The sequence below is a fragment of the Herbaspirillum sp. YR522 genome, assembly GCF_000282575.1.
Lineage (GTDB): Bacteria > Pseudomonadota > Gammaproteobacteria > Burkholderiales > Burkholderiaceae_D > Herbaspirillum.
In genome coordinates, this window is record NZ_AKJA01000051.1 from 1 (window position 1) to 18,478 (window position 18,478).

Sequence of the window (18,478 nt, forward strand, 5' to 3'; positions counted from 1 at the left end):
GGCAGCCAGCCGGCTCGGCTACCGGCGCCTGGCATTGGCGGCCACGCTGGCCGTGGCCAGCGCCATCGTGGTCAATGCCCTGGCGCCATCGCGCGCCGACGCGGCCGCGCTCGACCAGTTCAAGCAATTCGTGGCCAGCACCCAGTCGGCCAAGGGCGAATTCACGCAGCGCCAGGTGCGCACCGAGAACGGCGTGGCCAAGGTGGTCAATACCTCCAGTGGCAGTTTCGTGTTCTCGCGGCCCGGCAAGTTCATCTGGACCTACCAGAAGCCGTATGAACAGTTGATCCAGGCCGATGGCGAAAAACTGTTCATCTACGACAAGGACCTGAACCAGGTCACCACCAGGAAGCTGGGCAATGCGCTCGGATCGTCGCCGGCGGCGATCCTGTTCGGCAGCAACGACCTCGAAAAGAACTTCACCCTCAAGGAGGGAGGCACCAAGGAAGGCCTGGAATGGCTGGAAGCGGTGCCGAAGAGCCGCGACACCACCTTCGAGCGCATCGGTATCGGCTTGAAGAATGGCACGCCGATGGCCATGGAGTTGCACGACTCCTTCGGCCAGGTCTCGCTGCTGACGTTCGGCAGTTTCGAGAAGAACCCGACATTGAAGGTAAACAGCTTCAGCTTCACCGTGCCCAAGGGCGCCGACGTATTTAATAACTGAATTGGCGCCGGACGTGAAATGAACCACGCCGTGCAATCAGCGGCATGCCGCTCGGTCATCTGCCGAGCGGCTTTTTTGTTCCGGGAGTTCGTACTGGCTGGATCCGCCGGATCGTATCGAAGGCGTTCCGGCGCAACGGCAGGCGCGCCTTCGATACGCTGCCAAGGCAGCTACCCGGTGCGAACGGGAATAGATTGTTTTTTGTCGACCACCTGAAAACCGTTCGGGCTGAGTAGGTCCGCAGGACCGTATCGAAGCCGCGCACGCGGCAAAGTCGTCAGCGCCTTCGATACGCTGCCAAGGCAGCTACCCGGTGCGAACGGCGATAAACAGGGTGATGCCGCAATTGATCGTACGCCGGTGCGGCAGTCGGTGTGCTGCGACGTTACTGCCCGGGGTCATCCAACTGCAGCAGCGGCAGCTTGTCGGGCACGTCCTTCCACTGCGCATGCCCGGCCATGGGCGCCTTGGCCTGGGTGATCGGCTTCCAGCCGGGGTGCTGCGCCAGCCTGGCATTGAGGTCTTCGAAGTGCGCCATTGCCGCAGGCAGGTCGGTGGCGTTATAGATGGCGCCGACCGGGCACTCGGGCACGCACATCGAGCAGTCGATGCAGCCATCGGGGTTGATCGCCAGGAAATTCGGTCCTTCGACAAAGCAATCCATCGGGCAGACGCTGACGCAATCGGTGTACTTGCACTGGATACAGGAATCGGTGACGACGAAGGGCATGTGGGCTCTCGAGATGACGAGGCCGTATTCTAACCGTTTGCGCCATGCCGCACCGGGCACGGCACGGTGCGTTAGACTAGCGCCTTTGACGCGGCGCCCGCTGCAGCTGGCAGCGCCGCATTGCTACCGAAACGAAATCTCCATGGTTGATCTGTTCGCACAGGAGCCTGTTGCTCCACTGGCCGAAGCCCTTCGCCCCAAGACCCTCGACGAGGTGGTCGGACAGTCGCACCTGCTGGCCGAAGGCAAGCCGCTGCGCCTGGCTTTCCAGTCGGGCAAGCCGCATTCGATGATCTTCTGGGGTCCGCCGGGCGTGGGCAAGACCACGCTGGCGCGCCTCACCGCCAGCGCCTTCAAGTGCGAATTCATCGCGCTGTCGGCTGTGTTCTCGGGCGTCAAGGATATCCGGGCGGCGATGGAGCAGGCCGAGCAGAACCTGGCACTGGGCAAGCACACCATCCTGTTCGTCGACGAAATCCACCGTTTCAACAAGTCCCAGCAGGACGCGCTGTTACCCTACGCCGAAAGCGGCCTGGTGACCTTCATCGGCGCCACCACCGAAAACCCGTCCTTCGAGGTCAATTCGGCCCTGCTGTCGCGGGCGCAGGTGTATGTGCTCAAGTCGCTCACCGACGACGAGCTGAAGCTGTTGCTCAAGCGCGCGCAAGAAAAGGCGCTGGGCGAGCTGGTGTTCGACGCGCCTGCCACCGACACCATCATCGGCTATGCCGATGGTGACGCCAGGCGCTTCCTGAACCTGCTGGAACAGACCGGCACCGCAGCCAGGACCTCCGGCATCACGCTGATCACCGCCGAGTTCCTGCAGAACGCCCTGACCTTGAATTCACGGCGCTTCGACAAGGGCGGCGACAACTTCTACGACCAGATATCGGCGCTGCACAAGTCGGTGCGCGGCTCGCATCCCGACGCCGCGCTGTATTGGCTCACGCGCATGCTCGACGGCGGCGCCGACGCCCGCTACCTGGCGCGACGCATCGTGCGCATGGCCTGGGAAGACATCGGCCTGGCCGATCCGCGAGCCATGCAGATCGCCAATGACGCCGCCCTGACCTATGAGCGGCTGGGCAGCCCGGAAGGCGAACTGGCCCTGGGCCAGGCGGTGATCTACCTGGCAGTCGCGGCCAAGAGCAATGCCGGCTACAACGCCTACAACCAGGCGCGGGCGTTCGTGAAGCAGGACAAGAGCCGCGAAGTCCCGGTGCACCTGCGCAATGCGCCCACCAAGCTGATGAAGGAGCTGGGCTATGGGCATGAGTACCGCTATGCCCATGACGAGCCCAATGCTTATGCCGCCGGCGAGACGTATCTTCCGGATGACCTGGCCGAGCCGGGCTGGTACCAGCCGGTGCCGCGCGGGCTGGAGATCAAGATAGCCGAGAAGCTGGCGCTGCTGCGCAAGTGGGATGAAGAGGCGGGGCAAGGCTGAGGGTGTCGAGCCGATGTCAGGGCCGACGGTCTGATGGAGAAATCACAGGTATTCGGCCCAGAGTGCATTCGAGAATTTGCCTGTGGGATCGATTGCATGCTTGAGCGCGCGTAGCGCCGAAGCTTCCGGATAGGATCGAGCGAACTGCTTCCCGGTGGCATGCAGCTGGTAGGGCAGGTAATAACGCCCGTCGTATTTCAACGCCGTAGCGATCATTTCCCGGGTCCAATCCCCGGCGCGTCGCATGGCAGCCTGATGGATGCGCTGCTTGTAATAGACCACGAACGAAAAAACCTCATCCTTGGCCCAAGGCAGCAATGCCAGGGTGTCTGGCGGCGAATGACGTATTGAGATATTCAGGACGTTGGCCTCATGCTTGCGGATGACGCTGGCCATTTCCCGGGTAAATTCCATGAAGTGCCGTGGTGGAACGAAATATTCCTGGAGCGCATAGGTCGACATTCGCCTGGTGCGTGGTTCCAGCTCGGCCACGTCCAGGCTGGCCGCGAAGTTGCGCCAGACGACGGCGGGTTTTTTCAGCAAGAGCGGATCGATCAGCTTGGCGCGAATGGCTGCGCCACCAGGCAATTCGGTCAACGTGAAGATGACATTCTGCTCGGTGCCGTATGACTTGTTGCGTGCGATCAGTTTCGCCGGCTCGGTCAGCGGCTGGTTGGTTCGTCGCCATGATATCGCGACCGGGGCATTGAACAGCGGAGGCAAGAGGTCTGCATTATGCAGGATGCAATCAGCGTCGCCTTTTACCGATTCCTGGAAATAGGCGGGATAGTCCTCTAATGCGACCGGGATCACGCTTCGTTCGATGCGTTCGTTGAGCGCCAGATCCAGTTCGACCTCCGTGATCGCGCCGATGGCGCCATAGCCGCCGATCGCTGCCCTGAACATCTCGGGTCGCTGCGTGCGTGAGGCTTCGATGACGGCCCCATCGGCCAACACCAGTTGCAATGCGCGCACCGAATAGCCCACCGGCCCGTTGCCGACATATCGTCCATGGGCATTGACGGAAACGGCACCCCCGATGCTGAAGTTGGAATAGCTCTGCATGGTCATGACCGCCAGGTCAACCCGATCTATTGCTTCTTGCAGGTCGCGCCAGGTCATTCCAGCCTGAACGCGTACCGTCTTGGCAGCGGCATCGAGCCACACCAGTTGGTTCATTGCCCGCATGTCGAGGTGAAGGCCTCCAGTGATGGCGATTTGCCCGCCCATGCTGTACCGGCCACCGCCTATGCAGATTTTTCCGGGCCAGGCCCGGATCGCCCTGGCAACATCCGAGGTGGACCTCGGCGTCGCTACCTTGGCGACCACCACCGGATACAAACCAGTGATGTTCGCAATCGAAACGCCTGGGGCCGATTGCGCCCGTACTGGGGCAATGGTGAGCAAGCCGGCGCTGGCAAGGGCGCGGGCCATGAACGTGCGACGAGAAATTGGCATTGCGCTGGTATACCGACCCGGCACAGCTTGCGGCAATACTTGGCGCGTTTCTCTAAATGGTTTCGGATGGTTGCGAGGGCTTTATGGCCGGATCAGGCAGTCGGGCGCTTCCATATCGCAAAGCTGCCCTCCAGCGCCGACATCGCCGCGATCACGCTCTGGTAGGTCCGGTCGTCGCTGAAGCCGGGCAGGCGCGCTTTGAATGCCTCGGTCAAGGCGTCCAGTCCCTCGGCGTCGTTGGGTACCAGCACCCCCTTGACGTCGTCGCCGACGCGCCCGGCGATGATCCATTGCGGCTGCGGCAGTGCGCCCTCGCTGATGCGGATGGTGATGTCGCTCAGGTCGTTCCAGGCGATGCCCTCGCGGCGCACGCCGCGCACCGTGGTACGGATCTCCAGCTCGTCGAATTCGACGTCGATCCTGCGCGCGGCCTGGGCCGCCAGCTTGGCCGGGCTGAGGCCGGCCGCATCGACTTTCCAGCTGCTCTTGCGCGCGCGCGGTGGCACGAAGTGATGCTTGATCTGTTGGCCGAAGGCAAATGCGGCGCCGAACGACAGGCCCGCGGCCAGGCCGTAGAACAGGCTGGCATCGTTGCGCATGTAGTGATTGCCGGCCCATAGCGCGATGCCGATGGCGGCGGCCAGGCCGAACAGGGAAAACGGCAGCGAAATCTTGCGGGGGGCGGGTTTGGGTTCGGACATGGGGCGCATCAGGCAGAAATCGGGATGGCGCATGGTAACCGGTTGCGGCCCGCTACGCCATCCTGCCAGCGGCGCGCCGGGCTTGGTACAATCGCGCTTTCGCGCATCAATTCCATTTGCCTATTTGTTCCCATGATTGACATCCAACTCCTCCGTAAAGACATCGACAGCGTGGCAGCGCGCCTGGCGGCCCGCAAATTCCAGCTCGACGTGTCCGGTTTCAATGCGCTGGAAGCCGAGCGCAAGCAGATCCAGACCCGTACCGAAGAACTGCAGGGCAAGCGCAACAGCCTGTCCAAGCAGATCGGCATGATGAAGGGCCGTGGTGAGGATGCCTCGGCGCTGATGGCCGAGGTCAACGGCATCGCCGACGAGCTCAAGAGCTCGGCTGCGCGCCTGGAGCAGGTGCAGGAGCAGCTCAATGCCTTCCTGCAGGCAGTGCCCAACCTGCCGCACGAATCGGTGCCGGTGGGCAACGACGAGAGTGGCAACGTCGAATTGCGCAAGGTCGGCACCCCGCGCAGCTTCGACTTCGCCATCAAGGACCATGTCGACGTCGGCGCTGCGCTGGGCCTGGATTTCGATACCGCCACCAAACTCACCGGTTCGCGCTTTGCCGTGCTCAAGGGGGGCATCGCCCGCCTGCATCGCGCACTGGCGCAGTTCATGCTCAACACCCACACGCTGGAGCATGGCTATATCGAGTGCTACACCCCGTACATCGTCAATGCCGATTCATTGCGCGGCACCGGCCAGTTGCCCAAGTTCGAAGCCGACCTGTTCGCGGCCAAGAAGGGGGGGCAGGAAGGCGAGGCCGAAAATGCGGCGCTGTACCTGATTCCCACGGCCGAGGTGCCGCTGACCAACTTCGTGCGCGACGAGATCGTCGCCGGCGATACGCTGCCGCTGAAGTACACCGCCCACTCGCCGTGTTTCCGCTCCGAAGCCGGCTCCTATGGGCGGGATACCCGCGGCATGATTCGCCAGCACCAGTTCGACAAGGTCGAGATGGTGCAGATCGTGCATCCTGAGCAGTCCTATGCGGCGCTCGACGACATGCTGGGCCATGCCGAGAACATCCTCAAGCAGCTCGGCCTGCCGTATCGCGTCATCACGCTCTGTACCGGCGACATGGGCTTTGGCGCGGCCAAGACCTTCGATATCGAGGTCTGGCTGCCCGCTCAGGATACCTATCGCGAGATCTCGTCGGTGTCGAACTGCGAAGCGTTCCAGGCGCGCCGCATGCAAGCCCGCTTCCGCAATGCCCAGGGCAAGCCGGAACTGCTGCATACCCTCAACGGTTCGGGCCTGGCCGTGGGGCGCACCCTGGTGGCAGTGCTCGAGAACTACCAGCAGGCCGACGGCAGCGTCGACATCCCCGCCGTGCTGCAACCCTACATGGGCGGCGTGACCAGGCTGGTGCCCGGCGCCTGAGCGGCGGCATGCATGACGCAACGGCCGGTCCCTCGCGGGGCCGGCCGTTTTGCATGGCAGCCTGCGTTCAGGCCTCCTTCACGGCCCACGAGAAGGTGGTAGGGATGCGGCGCTCGATGAACAGGCTGTTGCCGACCATCTTCTTGGCCTGCTTCTTGGCACGGGTGGCGGCCGAGGCGATCTGGTGCGGCGACGAATACTGCGACGGCTCGATCTTGACCGCGCCCAGCGACACGCCCACCAGCGGGTGCAGCACCCGGTTGCCCTGGCGATCTTCCGAATGGTAGCCGCCGCGCACCCGGTCCTCGTCGTAGTAGCAGGCGGCCGATTCGACGGCGAAGTTGTCGAGCAGGGTGCGGCAGCGCTTTTCCCAGTCTTCGCTCTGGAACATGATCAGGAAGTCGTCGCCACCGATGTGGCCGATGAAGTCCAGGTCCGGGTCGCACGCCTGCTGCAGGATACGGCCGGTTAGCTGGATCATGTCGTCGCCCTTGCGATAGCCATAGACATCGTTGAAGGGCTTGAAATGGTCCAGGTCGCAATAGCAGATGCAGAATTCGACGCCGCTTTGCAGCAGGTATTCGATATGGTCGTTGATCGGTACATTGCCCGGTAGCTGGGTCAGCGGATTGGCATGGCGCGCCGCGTCCATCTGCATCTGGGTGATCTCGCGCAGCAGGTCGTGGCCGGTGCCCAGGCCCACGTACTGGCCGCGATCGGTGATGATGAAGCCATTCGACAGGTGATGCGATTCGGCGTGTACCAGCAGGTTGGACAGGTCCTGCAGGCTGGTGTCCTGCTCGGTGATGATGGGGCTCGGGTCCATGAAGAAGGCGCACGACTTCTTGCCGTACAACTCGCGGCCATACAGGCGGGCGAAACGCTCGACCATGCTGTAGCGGTTGATCAGGCCGATCGGCAGGCCATTGCTCACCACCGGCAGCGCCTGCAGTTCGGGGTCGTTGACGAACATGCTGTAGACCTGGTCATTGCTGACCTCGGGGCTGACATAGCGGGTCTCGCGCAGCAGCTTGAAGACCGTCGCGCGGCCCTTGCCGGGGCCGTATTTCTGCGCCGCCAGCGGCACCTTGTCACGGCGCAGGGTCTTGGTGACGTCGTCCGAGATCGCCGTGGGCGGGTCGGCCAGCGGGCGGCCGATGTGATAGCCCTGGCCGCAGGCAATGCCAAGGTCGCGGATGGTCAGCAGCTCGGCCTGCGACTCGATGCCCTCGGCGATGACGATCGAGCCGGACTTCTCGGCGATTTCCTGGATCGAGCGCACGAACTGCAGCTTCATGGGGTCGTGATTGATCCCTTGCACGAAGTGCATGTCGATCTTGACGTACTCGGGCTGGAGTTCCGACCACAGCCGCAGGCTGGAAAAACCCTCGCCGAGATCGTCGATGGCGATCTGGAAACCCATGTCGCGATAATGCATTGCGGCATTGCGCAGCAAGGCATAGTCGTAGGTAGGTTCGTTCTCGGTCAGCTCGATGATGATGCGTTGCGGGTTGATGCCCAGGCGCTCGAGGTAACGCAGCGTCTCGCCCTGGATCGCCTCGGGTTGCATCAGCGCGCCAGGCGTGACGTTGAGGAAAAGGTTGCCGGGCAGTCCCGACTGGGCGAAGCGCGCCAGCACGATGTGACGGCACAGGTACTCCATCTGCACCGACAGGTTGTGCGCACGGGCCACCTTGAACAAGGCCAGCGGCGAATGCAGGGCGGTATTGGAGGGGCCGCGGATCAGGCCTTCATAGCCCAGGATCTCGCCGTTGCGCATGCGCACGATGGGCTGGAACAGTGCCGACAGCTTGCGCTGGGCGATGATCTCGTGCAGCAGTGCCAGCATCGGATCGTCGGTGTCGGCGGGCAACGCGCCGTGGGAACGGGCGAACAGCTCGACAGACAGGCCATCGAGCGGGAATTGGGCGTTGGAAAGAGGGGCCATGTTGGCGTTGTCCCGGTGGACAGAACTTAGTAAACGGAAAATTGTTTGCGGATGCTAGAAGTGATTTGTGACAAGACGATGATATGCGGGGTGTTTATCTTTTTTGCTGCGTCAGTTAAGTTTTTTTAAAAATAGGTATTCCATTCTAAAAAACGTTCTGATATAGTTGCGTGCTTTGCTGCTCCACGCAGTAAAGCGACCGTAGTACTGGAGAGGTGGCAGAGTGGTCGAATGTACCTGACTCGAAATCAGGCGTACGTTAAATCGTACCGTGGGTTCGAATCCCACCCTCTCCGCCAGTATTGAAGGCTCCGAGCCTGGAGGAAATCCCGCCTAGTGCGGGATTTTTTTTGCCCGCATTCCGGACACTGGGGAAGGTCCGGCTCCCGGCGTCCGGGAACCGATGCGCGCGGGCCATTGCGACTTGTCGCTTATTTTCATTCCGGCTGACGAAACCCTGCCGCCGATCGTGCGGCCTTGTTATATTTCTAAATTAATAGAAAGATTTCGACTCGGGTCTCACTACATGTCCTTGAACCGACTGTTCCGGCTGATCTCCAGTGCGTTGCTGATGCTGTTTTTGGCGCTGGCGGTATCGCTGGTCTGGATCCAATGGGGCTTGTACCAGCGCGGCACCTACAGCGTGCCGGCATTGCAGAACTTTCGCCTGGGCCTGATCGCGATGGAGAAGGTGTCCAGCGAACGCGGGCCGTCCAATGCCTATATGGGCGCGCGTGCGCACGAGCGTCACGGTTTCTACCAGAACCTGCAGGCGGCACGGGTGGCCAGCGACGCCGCCCTGACCAACCTGCTCCTGGCGATGGAAAAGGACCCGCGCCTGGAAGGCGCGGCCACCGTCGGCAATATCCAGACGGTGCAGCAGGCGCTGTCGGCTTCGCGCCTGGCGGTCGACCGCCTGGGCGCCCAGGCCGAGGACGACCGCAACCAGATGTACGTGCTTTCGGCGGTCAAGAGCACCATCGACATGATGCCGCTGCTGGTGCGGGTGGTGGCCGAGCTGGCCAGCGTGGCCGACCAGGCCGATCCGGAGCTGCGCGATGGCCTGGCGGCGGTGCGCGCCACGGCCAGCCTGCGCGAATATGCCGACCAGGCCGGCTCGGCCTTCATCGCACCGCTCATCGCCCATCGCATGCTGGATCCGGAAGAGGTGGTCGAGATCGGTCGCATGTACGGGCGCATCGAATTGCTGCGCTCGCTGCTGTCGGCACAATTGCGTACCTATTCGTCGGAGCCGGCCTTCAAGCGCGGCCTCGATGAGCTCGATCGCCAGTATTTCGACAACGGTTTCCAGTTCCTGGATTACCTGTTGCAGGTAGGGTTGAAGTCGGGCGAGTACGGGCTTACGCCGGCTGAACTGACGCAGCGCTACGGCCCGCGCTTGCAAAGCATCCTCGACCTGAGGGACTTGGTGCTCGACGACATGCTGGTGCAGGCCGAGCTGCGCAACCTGCGGGCACGCAATTTCCTGATCGCGGTGATCTTGCTCACGGTGATCGCCTGCCTGTTCTTCCAGCTGCTGATGGTGCTGATACGCCGGCGCGTGGTGCAGCCGCTGGTCAATGCCACCGAGCTGGTGGTGGGCCTGGCCGAAGGGCGGCTCGACCGCGAGATCCCGGCCACGCCTTACAACGATGAGATCGGCGGCATGCTGGGCGCATTGACGGTGCTCAAGGAGCGTATCCTCGAGCGCAATAGCCTGGCGCGCGAGCGCGAGGCCCTGATCACGCAGTTGCAGGCCTCGTCCAATACCGATTTCCTGACCGGCGTGCTGAACCGGCGCGCCTTCTTCTCGCACGGCCAGCAGCAGATGGCGGTGGCGCAGCGCTACGGGCGCGACCTGTCGGTGGTGTTGTTCGATATCGACCATTTCAAGCGCATCAACGACAGTCATGGCCACCTGGCCGGCGATGCGGTGCTGCGGGGCGCGGCACAGACGGCGTTGCAGTTGCTGCGCAAGGTCGATGTGCTGGCCCGGTACGGTGGCGAGGAGTTCATCATCCTGTTGCCCGAATCGGACCTGCAGCAGGCCGTGCAGGTGGCGCAGAAGCTGCGCCTGGCGCTGCGCCAGCAGTCGTTCGAGATCGATGGCGGCGAGCGGGTCGGTATCAGCGCCAGCTTCGGCGTGGCCGCACTGGCCGACGGGCGCACCCTGGAGCAACTGGTCAAGCTGGCCGACAACGCCCTCTATCTGGCCAAGCAGACCGGGCGCGACCGGGTCGAGGCCAGCAGCTAGGCTGGCAGGTTTCGTCGATGCCGGTGTTGACGCCGGTTTTTTTGCGGCCTATGATGTTCGCGCGAACATTGCATTTGCAGCATGCCGCGACAGGCATGCGGGACAAGCCATCCGGCGCCAGGACAAAAGGAGACAGTGATGATTACGCAACAACAGGTTTCGCAATACCGGGAAGAGGGCTGGCTGGTGGTGCCGGATCTGCTCAACGACATCCTGCGCCACCGGATGAAGGATGCGCTGGCCCAGTGGATAGAGCAGTCGCGCTCGGTCACCGACCACACCGATGTGTTTGACCTGGAGCGCGGCCATAGCGCCGAGGAGCCGCGCCTGCGGCGGATCAAGCAGCCGCACCTGAACCATCCGGTGTTCGACGAATTCATTCGTTCGCAGCCGGTGCTGGACGTGCTGGCGGCCCTGCTGGGGCCAGGCCTGCGGCTGCAGGGCTCCAAGCTCAACCTGAAATCGCCGCGCTTCGGTTCGCCGGTCGAATGGCACCAGGACTGGGCCTTCTATCCGGCCACCAACGACGACATCCTGGCCGTGGGCGTGATGCTGGACGATACCTCGCTGGAAAACGGTGCCATGCTGGTGGTGCCCGGTTCGCACAAGGGGCCCACCTACGATCACCACGACGCCGCCGGTCGGTTCTGCGGCGCGCTCGACCCGAATGCACCGGGCCTGGGACTGGAGCGGGCGGTACCCATCGTCGGCCGCGCCGGCGCGGTGTCGTTCCACCATGTGCGGGCGATCCACGGTTCGGCCCAGAATCGCTCGACCATGTCGCGCAATTTCCTGCTCTACGAAGTTTGCGCCGCCGATGCCTTCCCGTTGATGGGGGTGCCGGATTTCGACGATTTCAATGCGCGCCTGCTGCAAGGCGAGCCGACCATCGTGCCGCGCTTTCGCGACGCCCCGGTGCGCATGCCCTTGCCGCCGGCGCAGAACCAGGGATCGATCTACGAGAACCAGTCGGCCAGCGGCAAGCGCTTCTTCGAGCAGGTCGAGGTGCCGCGCCAGGCAGCCAGCACCTGAGCCGGGGCGCCGGCAGACCAGACGTGCCCGCTGCCGTCGGCGGCGGGCCACCCGCACTCTTTGCAACAGGTCATCCCCATGCAAACGTTTCGCGTGTACCAATCGCTGTGGGCCATGGAGCGCCGTCGTCCGGATGGCCTCGAATGGTCGCTGGAGCAGAAGCTGGCCATGATCCGGGACGCCGGTTTCGACGGCGCCGGCGTGCGCTTCGCCGATTACCAATATGCCCGCACCGTGACCACTTTCCTGCGCGAGCATGGCATGAGCTGGCAGGCCCAGTGCTACCCGCGCACGGTCGACGAGCTCAAACCCATCATCGAGCACGTGCAGGCGCTGGGCGCCGATCATATCAACCTGCAGGCCGACGTACGGCCGGCCACGCTGGCCGAGTGCATTCCCTATGTCGAGGGCTGGACCCGGCTGGCCGATGACGCCGGTATCGCCCTGCATATCGAGACCCACCGTGACCGCATGACCACCGACCTGTTGTTCACGTTGCAGCTGCTGGAGCGCTTCCCGACGCTGCGCTTGACGGCGGACCTGTCGCATTACGTGGTGGGGCGCGAATTCGCCTGGCCGATCTCGGCCGAGAACCATGCCCTCATCAAGCGCATCCTCGACCAGTCCTGGGGTTTTCATGGTCGCGTGGCCAGCCGCGAACAGATCCAGCTGCAACTGGGCTTTGCCCAGCATCGCCAATGGGTCGACCTGTTCATGCGCTGGTGGCGCGAAGGCTTTACCGACTGGCGCAAGCGTGCGCCCGATGGCGCGGTGCTGACCTTCCTGTGCGAGCTGGGTCCGCCCGAATATGCCATGACCGGTGCCGACGGCTACGAGCTGTCGGACCGCTGGCACGAAGCGCAAGAACTCATGCGCATGGTGCGTGCGCTATGGAAGAGCACGGAGTTGGACCTCGATGCAGCATTCACCAAGGAGCAAGCCCCCAGCAACATCTGACCGCAGCAAGACGAGGACGGCGCCGCAGCGAACAATAAAACAGCCGGCCGTCGCACCAGCGACGCCAGCCGCCCGTCCCATAAAAGGAGAGAGACAATGAACACAATCGCCAGCTCCCGGACCCATCCGGGCCATGTCGGCCGTGCGCAGCCTGCCGGCCAACCCGATGCAATCGAGCCCGGGCAGCAGGACGCGCCCAGTGCACTGGAGATCCGACAGCGGCGCATGGCGCTGCGCTCGTCGGTGATCGGCACCGCGCTGGAATGGTATGACTTCTTCCTGTACGGCACTGCCGCGGCGATCGTCTTCAATGTGCTGTTCTTCACCAAGCTCGATCCGATGATCGGCACGCTGGCCGCGTTCGGTTCGTATGCGCTGGGATTCGTGGTGCGGCCGCTGGGCGGCTTCGTCTTCGGTCACATCGGCGACCGGATCGGGCGCAAGAACGTGCTGGTGGTGACGCTGCTGATGATGGGCTTGTCGACCACCCTGATCGGGGTGCTGCCGACCTACGCCAGCATCGGCATTGCCGCGCCCATCCTGCTGACCTTGCTGCGACTGGTGCAAGGCTTTGCCGCCGGCGCCGAGTTCGGCGGTGCGGTGACCATGTCGGCCGAATATGCGCCGGTACACAAGCGCGGCTATTACGCCAGTTGGCCGGGAGTGGGGGTAGCCCTGGGCGTGGTGTTGTCGGCCGGGGCCTTTGCCCTGGTGCGCATGCTGCCCGAGGACGATTTCATGCGCTATGGCTGGCGCATTCCCTTCCTGCTCAGCTCCGTGGGGCTGGCCGTGGGCATCTATATCCGCCTGTTCGTGCAGGAGTCGCCCACCTTCGAAAAGATGAAGCAGCGCAAGACGGTCGAGAAATCGCCCATCAAGGCGGTCTGGCGCGAGCAGAAGCGCAGCCTGCTCATCGCCATCGGGGCGCGCTTTTCGGAAAACACGGCCGGCTACATCTTCCAGGTCTGGGCGTTGTCGTATCTGACTAGCCAGTTGAAGGTGCCCACCAGCATCGGCCTGATGGCCGTGCTGATCGGTGCCGGCATCGGCGCCTTGCTCAATCCGCTGTGGGGCGCCTTGTCGGACCGGGTGGGGCGGCGGCCGGTCTATATCTTCGGCATCCTGGTGATGATCTTCGGCGCCTTGCCGTTCTTCTGGATGCTGGAGACCCGCCAGACGCCGATGATCATCGGTGCCTTCGTGATGATGATCGTCTTCGGCCTGTATCCGATGTTCTCGGTGCAGGCGGCGTTCTTTGCCGAGTTGTTCCCGCCCCGCATGCGCATGAGCGGCATCTGTACCGCGCGCGAGCTGTCCTCGGTCATCACCGGTGGCATGGCGCCGGTGATCGCCACCGGGCTGCTGGCCTACTACGGTGGCAGCTACACGCCGATCGTGGCCTACATCGTGTTCATGGGAGCGGTGGCGTTGGTGGCGCTGGTGATGGCGCCCGAGAGCAGGGGCATCGTCTACGACGAAGACCAGTGAGCGCGGCTACGTGCTTTCGCGTTCGATGATGCAATAGCCCAGGTCGCAGATGGGCTGTTGCACGCCTTCGTCGTTGAGGCGTGCCACCAGCATGCTGGCGGCCGTGGCGCCGATCTGGTGGCCGCTGATCTGGACCGTGGTCAGCGCCGGCATCACCTCGGGCGCGATCTCGAGATTGGCAAACCCGGCCAGGGCCAGGCGTTGCGGCACCTGGAGGCCGCGTCGCAGGCATTCCATGGCGGCACCGGCGGCGATGACGTCATTGCTGAAGAAGGCGGCATCGACCTGCGGATGGTCGGCCAGGAGGCGGCCCACGACTTCGCGCCCGGCGTGCAGGAAGGAGCCCAGCGCAATCTTGATATGCACCGGCTCGGCCGCCTGCTGCGCCAGCAAGGCGTCGCGCAGGCCCGAGAAGCGCGCCATGCCGCGCGGGTCTTCGCCGCCGACGAACGCCATCTGGCGATAACCCTTGCGGTACAGGTAGTCGCCCATGGCGCGCCCGGCGTCGTGGTTGTCGAAGCCGACCAGCATGTCGATCGGGCGCTGCGTCAGGTCCCAGGTTTCCACCACCGGGATGCCGGCGGTCTTGAGGCGCTGCCGGGTGCGCGCCGAATGCTGCACGCCGGTCAGCACCAGGCCATCGACGCGGCGCCCGATGAAGGCTTCCACCAGGGCCGTTTCGGCGTCTTCCGAATAGTTGGTCTGGCCCAGCAGCAATTGGTAGCGCTCGCCGCTGAGGTGTTCCGACAGTCCGCGCACCGTTTCGGCGAAGATCGAATGGCTGATGGTGGGCACGATGGCGGCGATGATGCGGGTCCGGCGCGAGGCCAGGCCACCGGCCAGCAGGTTGGGGATATAGCCCATGCTGGCAATGAAGGCCTCGACCTTGGCGCGGGTCGCGGGCGATACCTTCTCGGGCGTGTTGATGACGCGCGAGACGGTGATGTGCGACACGCCGGCGGCGCGGGCGACGTCTTCCTTGGTGATGGCGCGCACCGGTACGGTGCCGGGAGACGTCTCGGTAGCGGTTTTTCTTTTCATTTAGCGGGAATGACAGGCCTGGTCTGCAAGCATAACAGCAACTGCGCCGGGATCGAGCAACGGATGCCGGCACGATGACGCCGTGCTAGTCGCGGTCATTGAAGGCCGAGATGTGCGACACCTGGAATACCCCCGACAGGGATTGCAATTCGTTGCGATGCAGTTGCGCCAGCCGGTGCAGGTACTGCTCGCCCAGTTCGGTCAGTCGCACCTGCACCAGGCGCTTGTCGCGATCGTCGGGCGAGCGCGTGACCAGGCCGGCCTTGACGCAGCGCGTGACCAGCGCCACCACCCCATGGTGCTGGGCCTGCAGCCGCTCGGCCAGTTCGCTGATGCTGGCCCACTCGCGGCCGGGAAACCCCTTGATGTGCAACAGGAGCAGGTATTGCAGGGGCGTGAGGCCTTCGCCTTGTGCCGCGTCCTCCGAGAAACGCAGGAAGCGGCGCAACTGGTAGCGAAAATCGGAGAGCGCTTCGAAGTCTTCCTTTTGCAGGCGAGAGCCTTTCATCGGGCCGCTCCGATGTCACTTTGGCAAGCCCGATGCGAGAGCCATGCCGGCGAAGCGGGAGCGAATGCGGACATATGTATCATCTTGTGATGTAATTGGATATGGTCTGCGCCGCCAACGGCGCGGCATCTTATCAATTGATCAACCAATCGACCGCGACAGGTCGAAAGAGCAGGGCATGCCCGATTCTATCTTGCAGTGGTTCAAAAGTTTCATTCCCTTGCCCGGCAATGTCGATCGCTTCGAGCGCATGCGCGCCTGCGCCGGCAGCCTGTTCGGGATCCTGCTGGTCGGCCTGGCCAGTATGGCGCTGCTGCGCGCCAGACGGGCACGATCTGGTTGATCGCGCCGATGGGGGCCTCTGCGGTGCTGCTGTTCGCGGTGCCTTCGAGTCCATTGGCGCAGCCATGGTCGATCATCGGCGGCAATCTCAGTGCGGCGCTGATCGGCGTGACCTGCGCCAGGTTGCTGCACGAGCCGGCGCTGGCGGCGGCACTGGCCATTGCGCTGGCCATCGGCGCGATGTTCTTGCTGCGCTGTCTGCATCCGCCCAGCGGTGCGGTGGCCTTGACCGCGGTGCTGGGCGGCCCGGCGGTGCACGACATGGGGTATGCGTTCGTGCTCTCGCCGGTGGGCTTGAACTCGATCCTGCTGCTGGCCACGGCGCTGTTCTTCAACAATGCCAGCGGCCGTCGGTATCCGCACGCGCCGCGCAACGACACCCGCCATGCGCACCAGGGCGCAGACCAGCCGGCGCCGACGCCACTGGGCTTTTCGCATGACGACCTGGACGCGGTGCTCAAGCAGTACAACCAGGTGATCGATATCGGTCGCGATGATCTCGAGGAGATCTTCCTGCAGACCGAGATGCGGGCCTATCACCGGCGCTTCGGCCAGACCAATTGCGCCGAGGTGATGTCGCGCGACATCGTGGCGGTGGAGTTTGCCACCGGCCTGGACCAGGCCTGGGCGCTGCTGCGATACCACCGCTTGCGTGCCTTGCCGGTGCTGGACCGGGCGCGGCACGTGATCGGCATCGTCAGTCGCAGCGATTTCCTGGCGCATGCCGAGGCCGGGTCGAGCGGGCCGGGCGGCTGGGCGGAGAAGCTGCGTGGCCTGTTGCGGCGCGTGCCGTTTTCGCACGCCGACAAACCCGAGGTGGTGGGGCAGATCATGAGCCCAACGGTAGTCACGGCCGGCGTCGACACGCCGCTGCTTGAGCTGGTGCCTCGCATGGCCGACGGCTTGCACCAGATCCCGGTGGTCGACGCCGATGGCAGGCTGGCGGGCATGTTGAGCCAGTCCGACATGATCGCGGCGTTGGCCGGGAAGCACCTGGCGGCCACATGGGCCGGCATGCGCCATGCGGCTTGACAGCCCGCCCGGGCGGGTGGATTCTGGCGAACATCCGATGAACCGGCTGCAATCGAGGAGCTTTTCATGAAGACAATGTTGTTGCCCCTGACGCTATTGGTGGCAGTGCTCGCCATGAGTGGCTGCGATCGAAAGAATGGCACGCCACCCAAGCCGGTGACGTCCTCTCTGCCGACCGTGGGCGCCACCGCCCACGGTTGATGGTCGCCGAGTTATCTTTTTCGTGAATATCTGCTATTGCCACAATAAAGCAGACTGGCCGGGAGGCGATCGCTATAGTGGCACCTGTCTCCTCCAATCTCCTCCTTAAGAAATTGGATTGAAGCCCGCAGCCAATAGGCTCGCGGGCTTTTTTTTGTCCTGCGAAAAGGTCGTCGATGCAGCAAGGCGGCAGTATCGCCGTGCATCTTGTAAGATGTCGGTCCGGGCTCGCCAATGTGCCGTAGCCTCATCTGTTGTTGTGTCTTAGCCAGAATCGTCAATGTCCCAGTCTCCCGCTTCCCCTCCTGCAGCGCCGCTGCCGGAGCGCCCCGATACACCCTGTGTGGCGGTCTGCTCGACCACGTTCGACGATGTCTGCCGCGGCTGTGGGCGCACCGTCGACGAAGTGGCGCAATGGGTCTTCATGGCGCCCGAGGAAAAAGAGGTGGTGTGGCTGCGCATCCTGGCGCAGGGCTACCCCCGCCGCAACTATTGATTCATTGTCCGGGGCGGCCGAAGAAGCCGACCCCTGCATGGCGCAGCATGTCGGTCAAGGCGATCAGCGGCAGGCCGGTCAGCGCGGTGGGATCGTCGCTGCGTATGCTTTGCAGGATGGCAATGCCGAGGCCTTCGTTCTTGGCGCTGCCGGCGCAATCGTAGGGTTGCTCGATCTTCAGGTAGGCGTCCAGTTCGGCGTCGGGCAGGTCGCGAAACTGCACCACGGTCTGGATGTTGCGCACCTGCGCGGCGTCGGCGGCATCGGCGCGCCGCCCATCCCACAGGCACAGTGCGGTATGAAAGACCACTTCACGCCCGCGCATGGCCTGCAGTTGCCGCAAGGCATTGGCGTGGTCGCCGGGTTTGCCGATTTGCCGACCGTCCAGCGTCGCTACCTGGTCCGAGCCGATCACCAGTGCCGCGCCGGCACGCGCGGCGACCGCCGCGGCCTTCTCGCGCGCCAGGCGTAACGCCGTGGCGTGCGGTGTTTCGTCGGCGCGCGCCGTTTCGTCGATGTCCGGCACCATGGTCTCGAAGGGCAGGCCCAGGCGACTGAGCAATTCGCGCCGGTAGATGGAGCTCGAGCCCAGGATCAGGCGCGGCAGGGCGGGGAAGATGGCTTGCTGGAGCATGGCAGAGGCAAATGGAAGGGGGCCGAAATGAACAGTCTCAGGTGGCCGATGCACCGGGGTGCCACAGTCGTGCATCGAAAATCGCAGGAACTGCGCTAAGGCTTTGAC

16 protein-coding genes, 1 tRNA gene and 1 pseudogene are annotated in these 18,478 nt (G+C 63.7%); 11 read left to right on the plus strand and 7 right to left on the minus strand.

The window, feature by feature from the left end:
- The first annotated feature begins 34 nt into the window (after window positions 1–34).
- On the plus strand, window positions 35–667 hold the full coding sequence (gene lolA, locus PMI40_RS08750; protein ID WP_238540923.1) for an outer membrane lipoprotein chaperone LolA: 633 nt from the start codon (window positions 35–37) through the stop codon (window positions 665–667).
- Window positions 668–1,052: 385 nt separating this feature from the next.
- Here the strand turns inward: lolA and fdxA are convergent, their stop codons facing one another.
- A complete protein-coding gene (gene fdxA, locus PMI40_RS08755) occupies window positions 1,053–1,397 on the minus strand; it encodes a ferredoxin FdxA (RefSeq protein WP_008114255.1) in 345 nt (114 codons plus the stop codon).
- Window positions 1,398–1,539: 142 nt separating this feature from the next.
- Here fdxA and PMI40_RS08760 point away from each other — a divergent pair, with 142 nt between their 5' ends.
- A complete protein-coding gene (locus tag PMI40_RS08760) occupies window positions 1,540–2,844 on the plus strand; it encodes a replication-associated recombination protein A (RefSeq protein WP_008114256.1) in 1,305 nt (434 codons plus the stop codon).
- A 42-nt stretch (window positions 2,845–2,886) separates the two neighbouring features.
- Here the strand turns inward: PMI40_RS08760 and PMI40_RS08765 are convergent, their stop codons facing one another.
- Together PMI40_RS08765 and PMI40_RS08770 are read right to left on the minus strand one after the other, a co-directional pair.
- Window positions 2,887–4,278 (minus strand): FAD-binding oxidoreductase, encoded by a 1,392-nt coding sequence (locus PMI40_RS08765; protein WP_051001784.1) that lies wholly within the window; start codon window positions 4,276–4,278, stop codon window positions 2,887–2,889.
- Window positions 4,279–4,394: 116 nt separating this feature from the next.
- Entirely contained in the window at window positions 4,395–5,003 is a 609-nt protein-coding gene (locus PMI40_RS08770) for a hypothetical protein (RefSeq protein ID WP_008114260.1), read from the minus strand.
- Between the two features lie 132 nt (window positions 5,004–5,135).
- Here PMI40_RS08770 and serS point away from each other — a divergent pair, with 132 nt between their 5' ends.
- Complete coding sequence (gene serS / locus PMI40_RS08775) at window positions 5,136–6,437, plus strand: serine--tRNA ligase (protein WP_008114262.1); 1,302 nt, start codon at window positions 5,136–5,138, stop codon at window positions 6,435–6,437.
- Window positions 6,438–6,504: 67 nt separating this feature from the next.
- Here the strand turns inward: serS and PMI40_RS08780 are convergent, their stop codons facing one another.
- Entirely contained in the window at window positions 6,505–8,385 is a 1,881-nt protein-coding gene (locus PMI40_RS08780; protein WP_008114264.1) for a GGDEF domain-containing protein, read from the minus strand.
- 209 nt (window positions 8,386–8,594) lie between these two features.
- Here PMI40_RS08780 and PMI40_RS08785 point away from each other — a divergent pair.
- From PMI40_RS08785 to PMI40_RS08805, 5 genes are all read left to right on the plus strand, one after another.
- Window positions 8,595–8,684: transfer RNA gene (locus tag PMI40_RS08785), tRNA-Ser, on the plus strand.
- A 227-nt stretch (window positions 8,685–8,911) separates the two neighbouring features.
- Window positions 8,912–10,639 (plus strand): diguanylate cyclase, encoded by a 1,728-nt coding sequence (locus PMI40_RS08790; RefSeq protein WP_008114267.1) that lies wholly within the window; start codon window positions 8,912–8,914, stop codon window positions 10,637–10,639.
- Between the two features lie 138 nt (window positions 10,640–10,777).
- Window positions 10,778–11,671 carry a phytanoyl-CoA dioxygenase family protein gene (locus PMI40_RS08795; RefSeq protein ID WP_008114268.1) on the plus strand — a complete coding sequence of 298 codons (894 nt, stop codon included), beginning with the start codon at window positions 10,778–10,780 and terminating at the stop codon, window positions 11,669–11,671.
- A gap of 78 nt (window positions 11,672–11,749) precedes the next feature.
- Window positions 11,750–12,628, plus strand: a complete 879-nt coding sequence (locus PMI40_RS08800; RefSeq protein WP_008114269.1) for a sugar phosphate isomerase/epimerase — start codon at window positions 11,750–11,752, stop codon at window positions 12,626–12,628.
- Between the two features lie 96 nt (window positions 12,629–12,724).
- Complete coding sequence (locus tag PMI40_RS08805; protein ID WP_008114270.1) at window positions 12,725–14,116, plus strand: MFS transporter; 1,392 nt, start codon at window positions 12,725–12,727, stop codon at window positions 14,114–14,116.
- Window positions 14,117–14,122: 6 nt separating this feature from the next.
- Here PMI40_RS08805 and PMI40_RS08810 read toward each other — a convergent pair whose 3' ends face one another.
- Window positions 14,123–15,157: a LacI family DNA-binding transcriptional regulator gene (locus PMI40_RS08810; RefSeq protein ID WP_008114271.1), complete on the minus strand. Its 1,035-nt coding sequence runs from the start codon at window positions 15,155–15,157 to the stop codon at window positions 14,123–14,125.
- 85 nt (window positions 15,158–15,242) lie between these two features.
- On the minus strand, window positions 15,243–15,665 hold the full coding sequence (locus tag PMI40_RS08815; RefSeq protein ID WP_008114272.1) for a MarR family transcriptional regulator: 423 nt from the start codon (window positions 15,663–15,665) through the stop codon (window positions 15,243–15,245).
- 178 nt (window positions 15,666–15,843) lie between these two features.
- On the opposite strand from PMI40_RS08815, the pseudogene PMI40_RS08820 reads away from it, so the two are divergent.
- The 3 genes and pseudogenes from PMI40_RS08820 (at window position 15,844) to PMI40_RS08825 (ending at window position 17,736) form a co-directional block, all read left to right on the plus strand.
- Window positions 15,844–17,039, plus strand: a pseudogene (locus tag PMI40_RS08820) (HPP family protein).
- Window positions 17,040–17,105: 66 nt separating this feature from the next.
- The gene (locus PMI40_RS24520; RefSeq protein ID WP_008114275.1) at window positions 17,106–17,240 is read left to right on the plus strand and encodes a hypothetical protein; all 135 of its coding nucleotides are present in this window, start codon (window positions 17,106–17,108) and stop codon (window positions 17,238–17,240) included.
- A gap of 280 nt (window positions 17,241–17,520) precedes the next feature.
- Window positions 17,521–17,736 (plus strand): DUF1289 domain-containing protein, encoded by a 216-nt coding sequence (locus PMI40_RS08825; protein ID WP_008114277.1) that lies wholly within the window; start codon window positions 17,521–17,523, stop codon window positions 17,734–17,736.
- A 1-nt stretch (window position 17,737) separates the two neighbouring features.
- Here the strand turns inward: PMI40_RS08825 and PMI40_RS08830 are convergent, their stop codons facing one another.
- The gene (locus tag PMI40_RS08830; protein ID WP_008114278.1) at window positions 17,738–18,370 is read right to left on the minus strand and encodes a Maf family nucleotide pyrophosphatase; all 633 of its coding nucleotides are present in this window, start codon (window positions 18,368–18,370) and stop codon (window positions 17,738–17,740) included.
- Window positions 18,371–18,478: the final 108 nt, after the last annotated feature.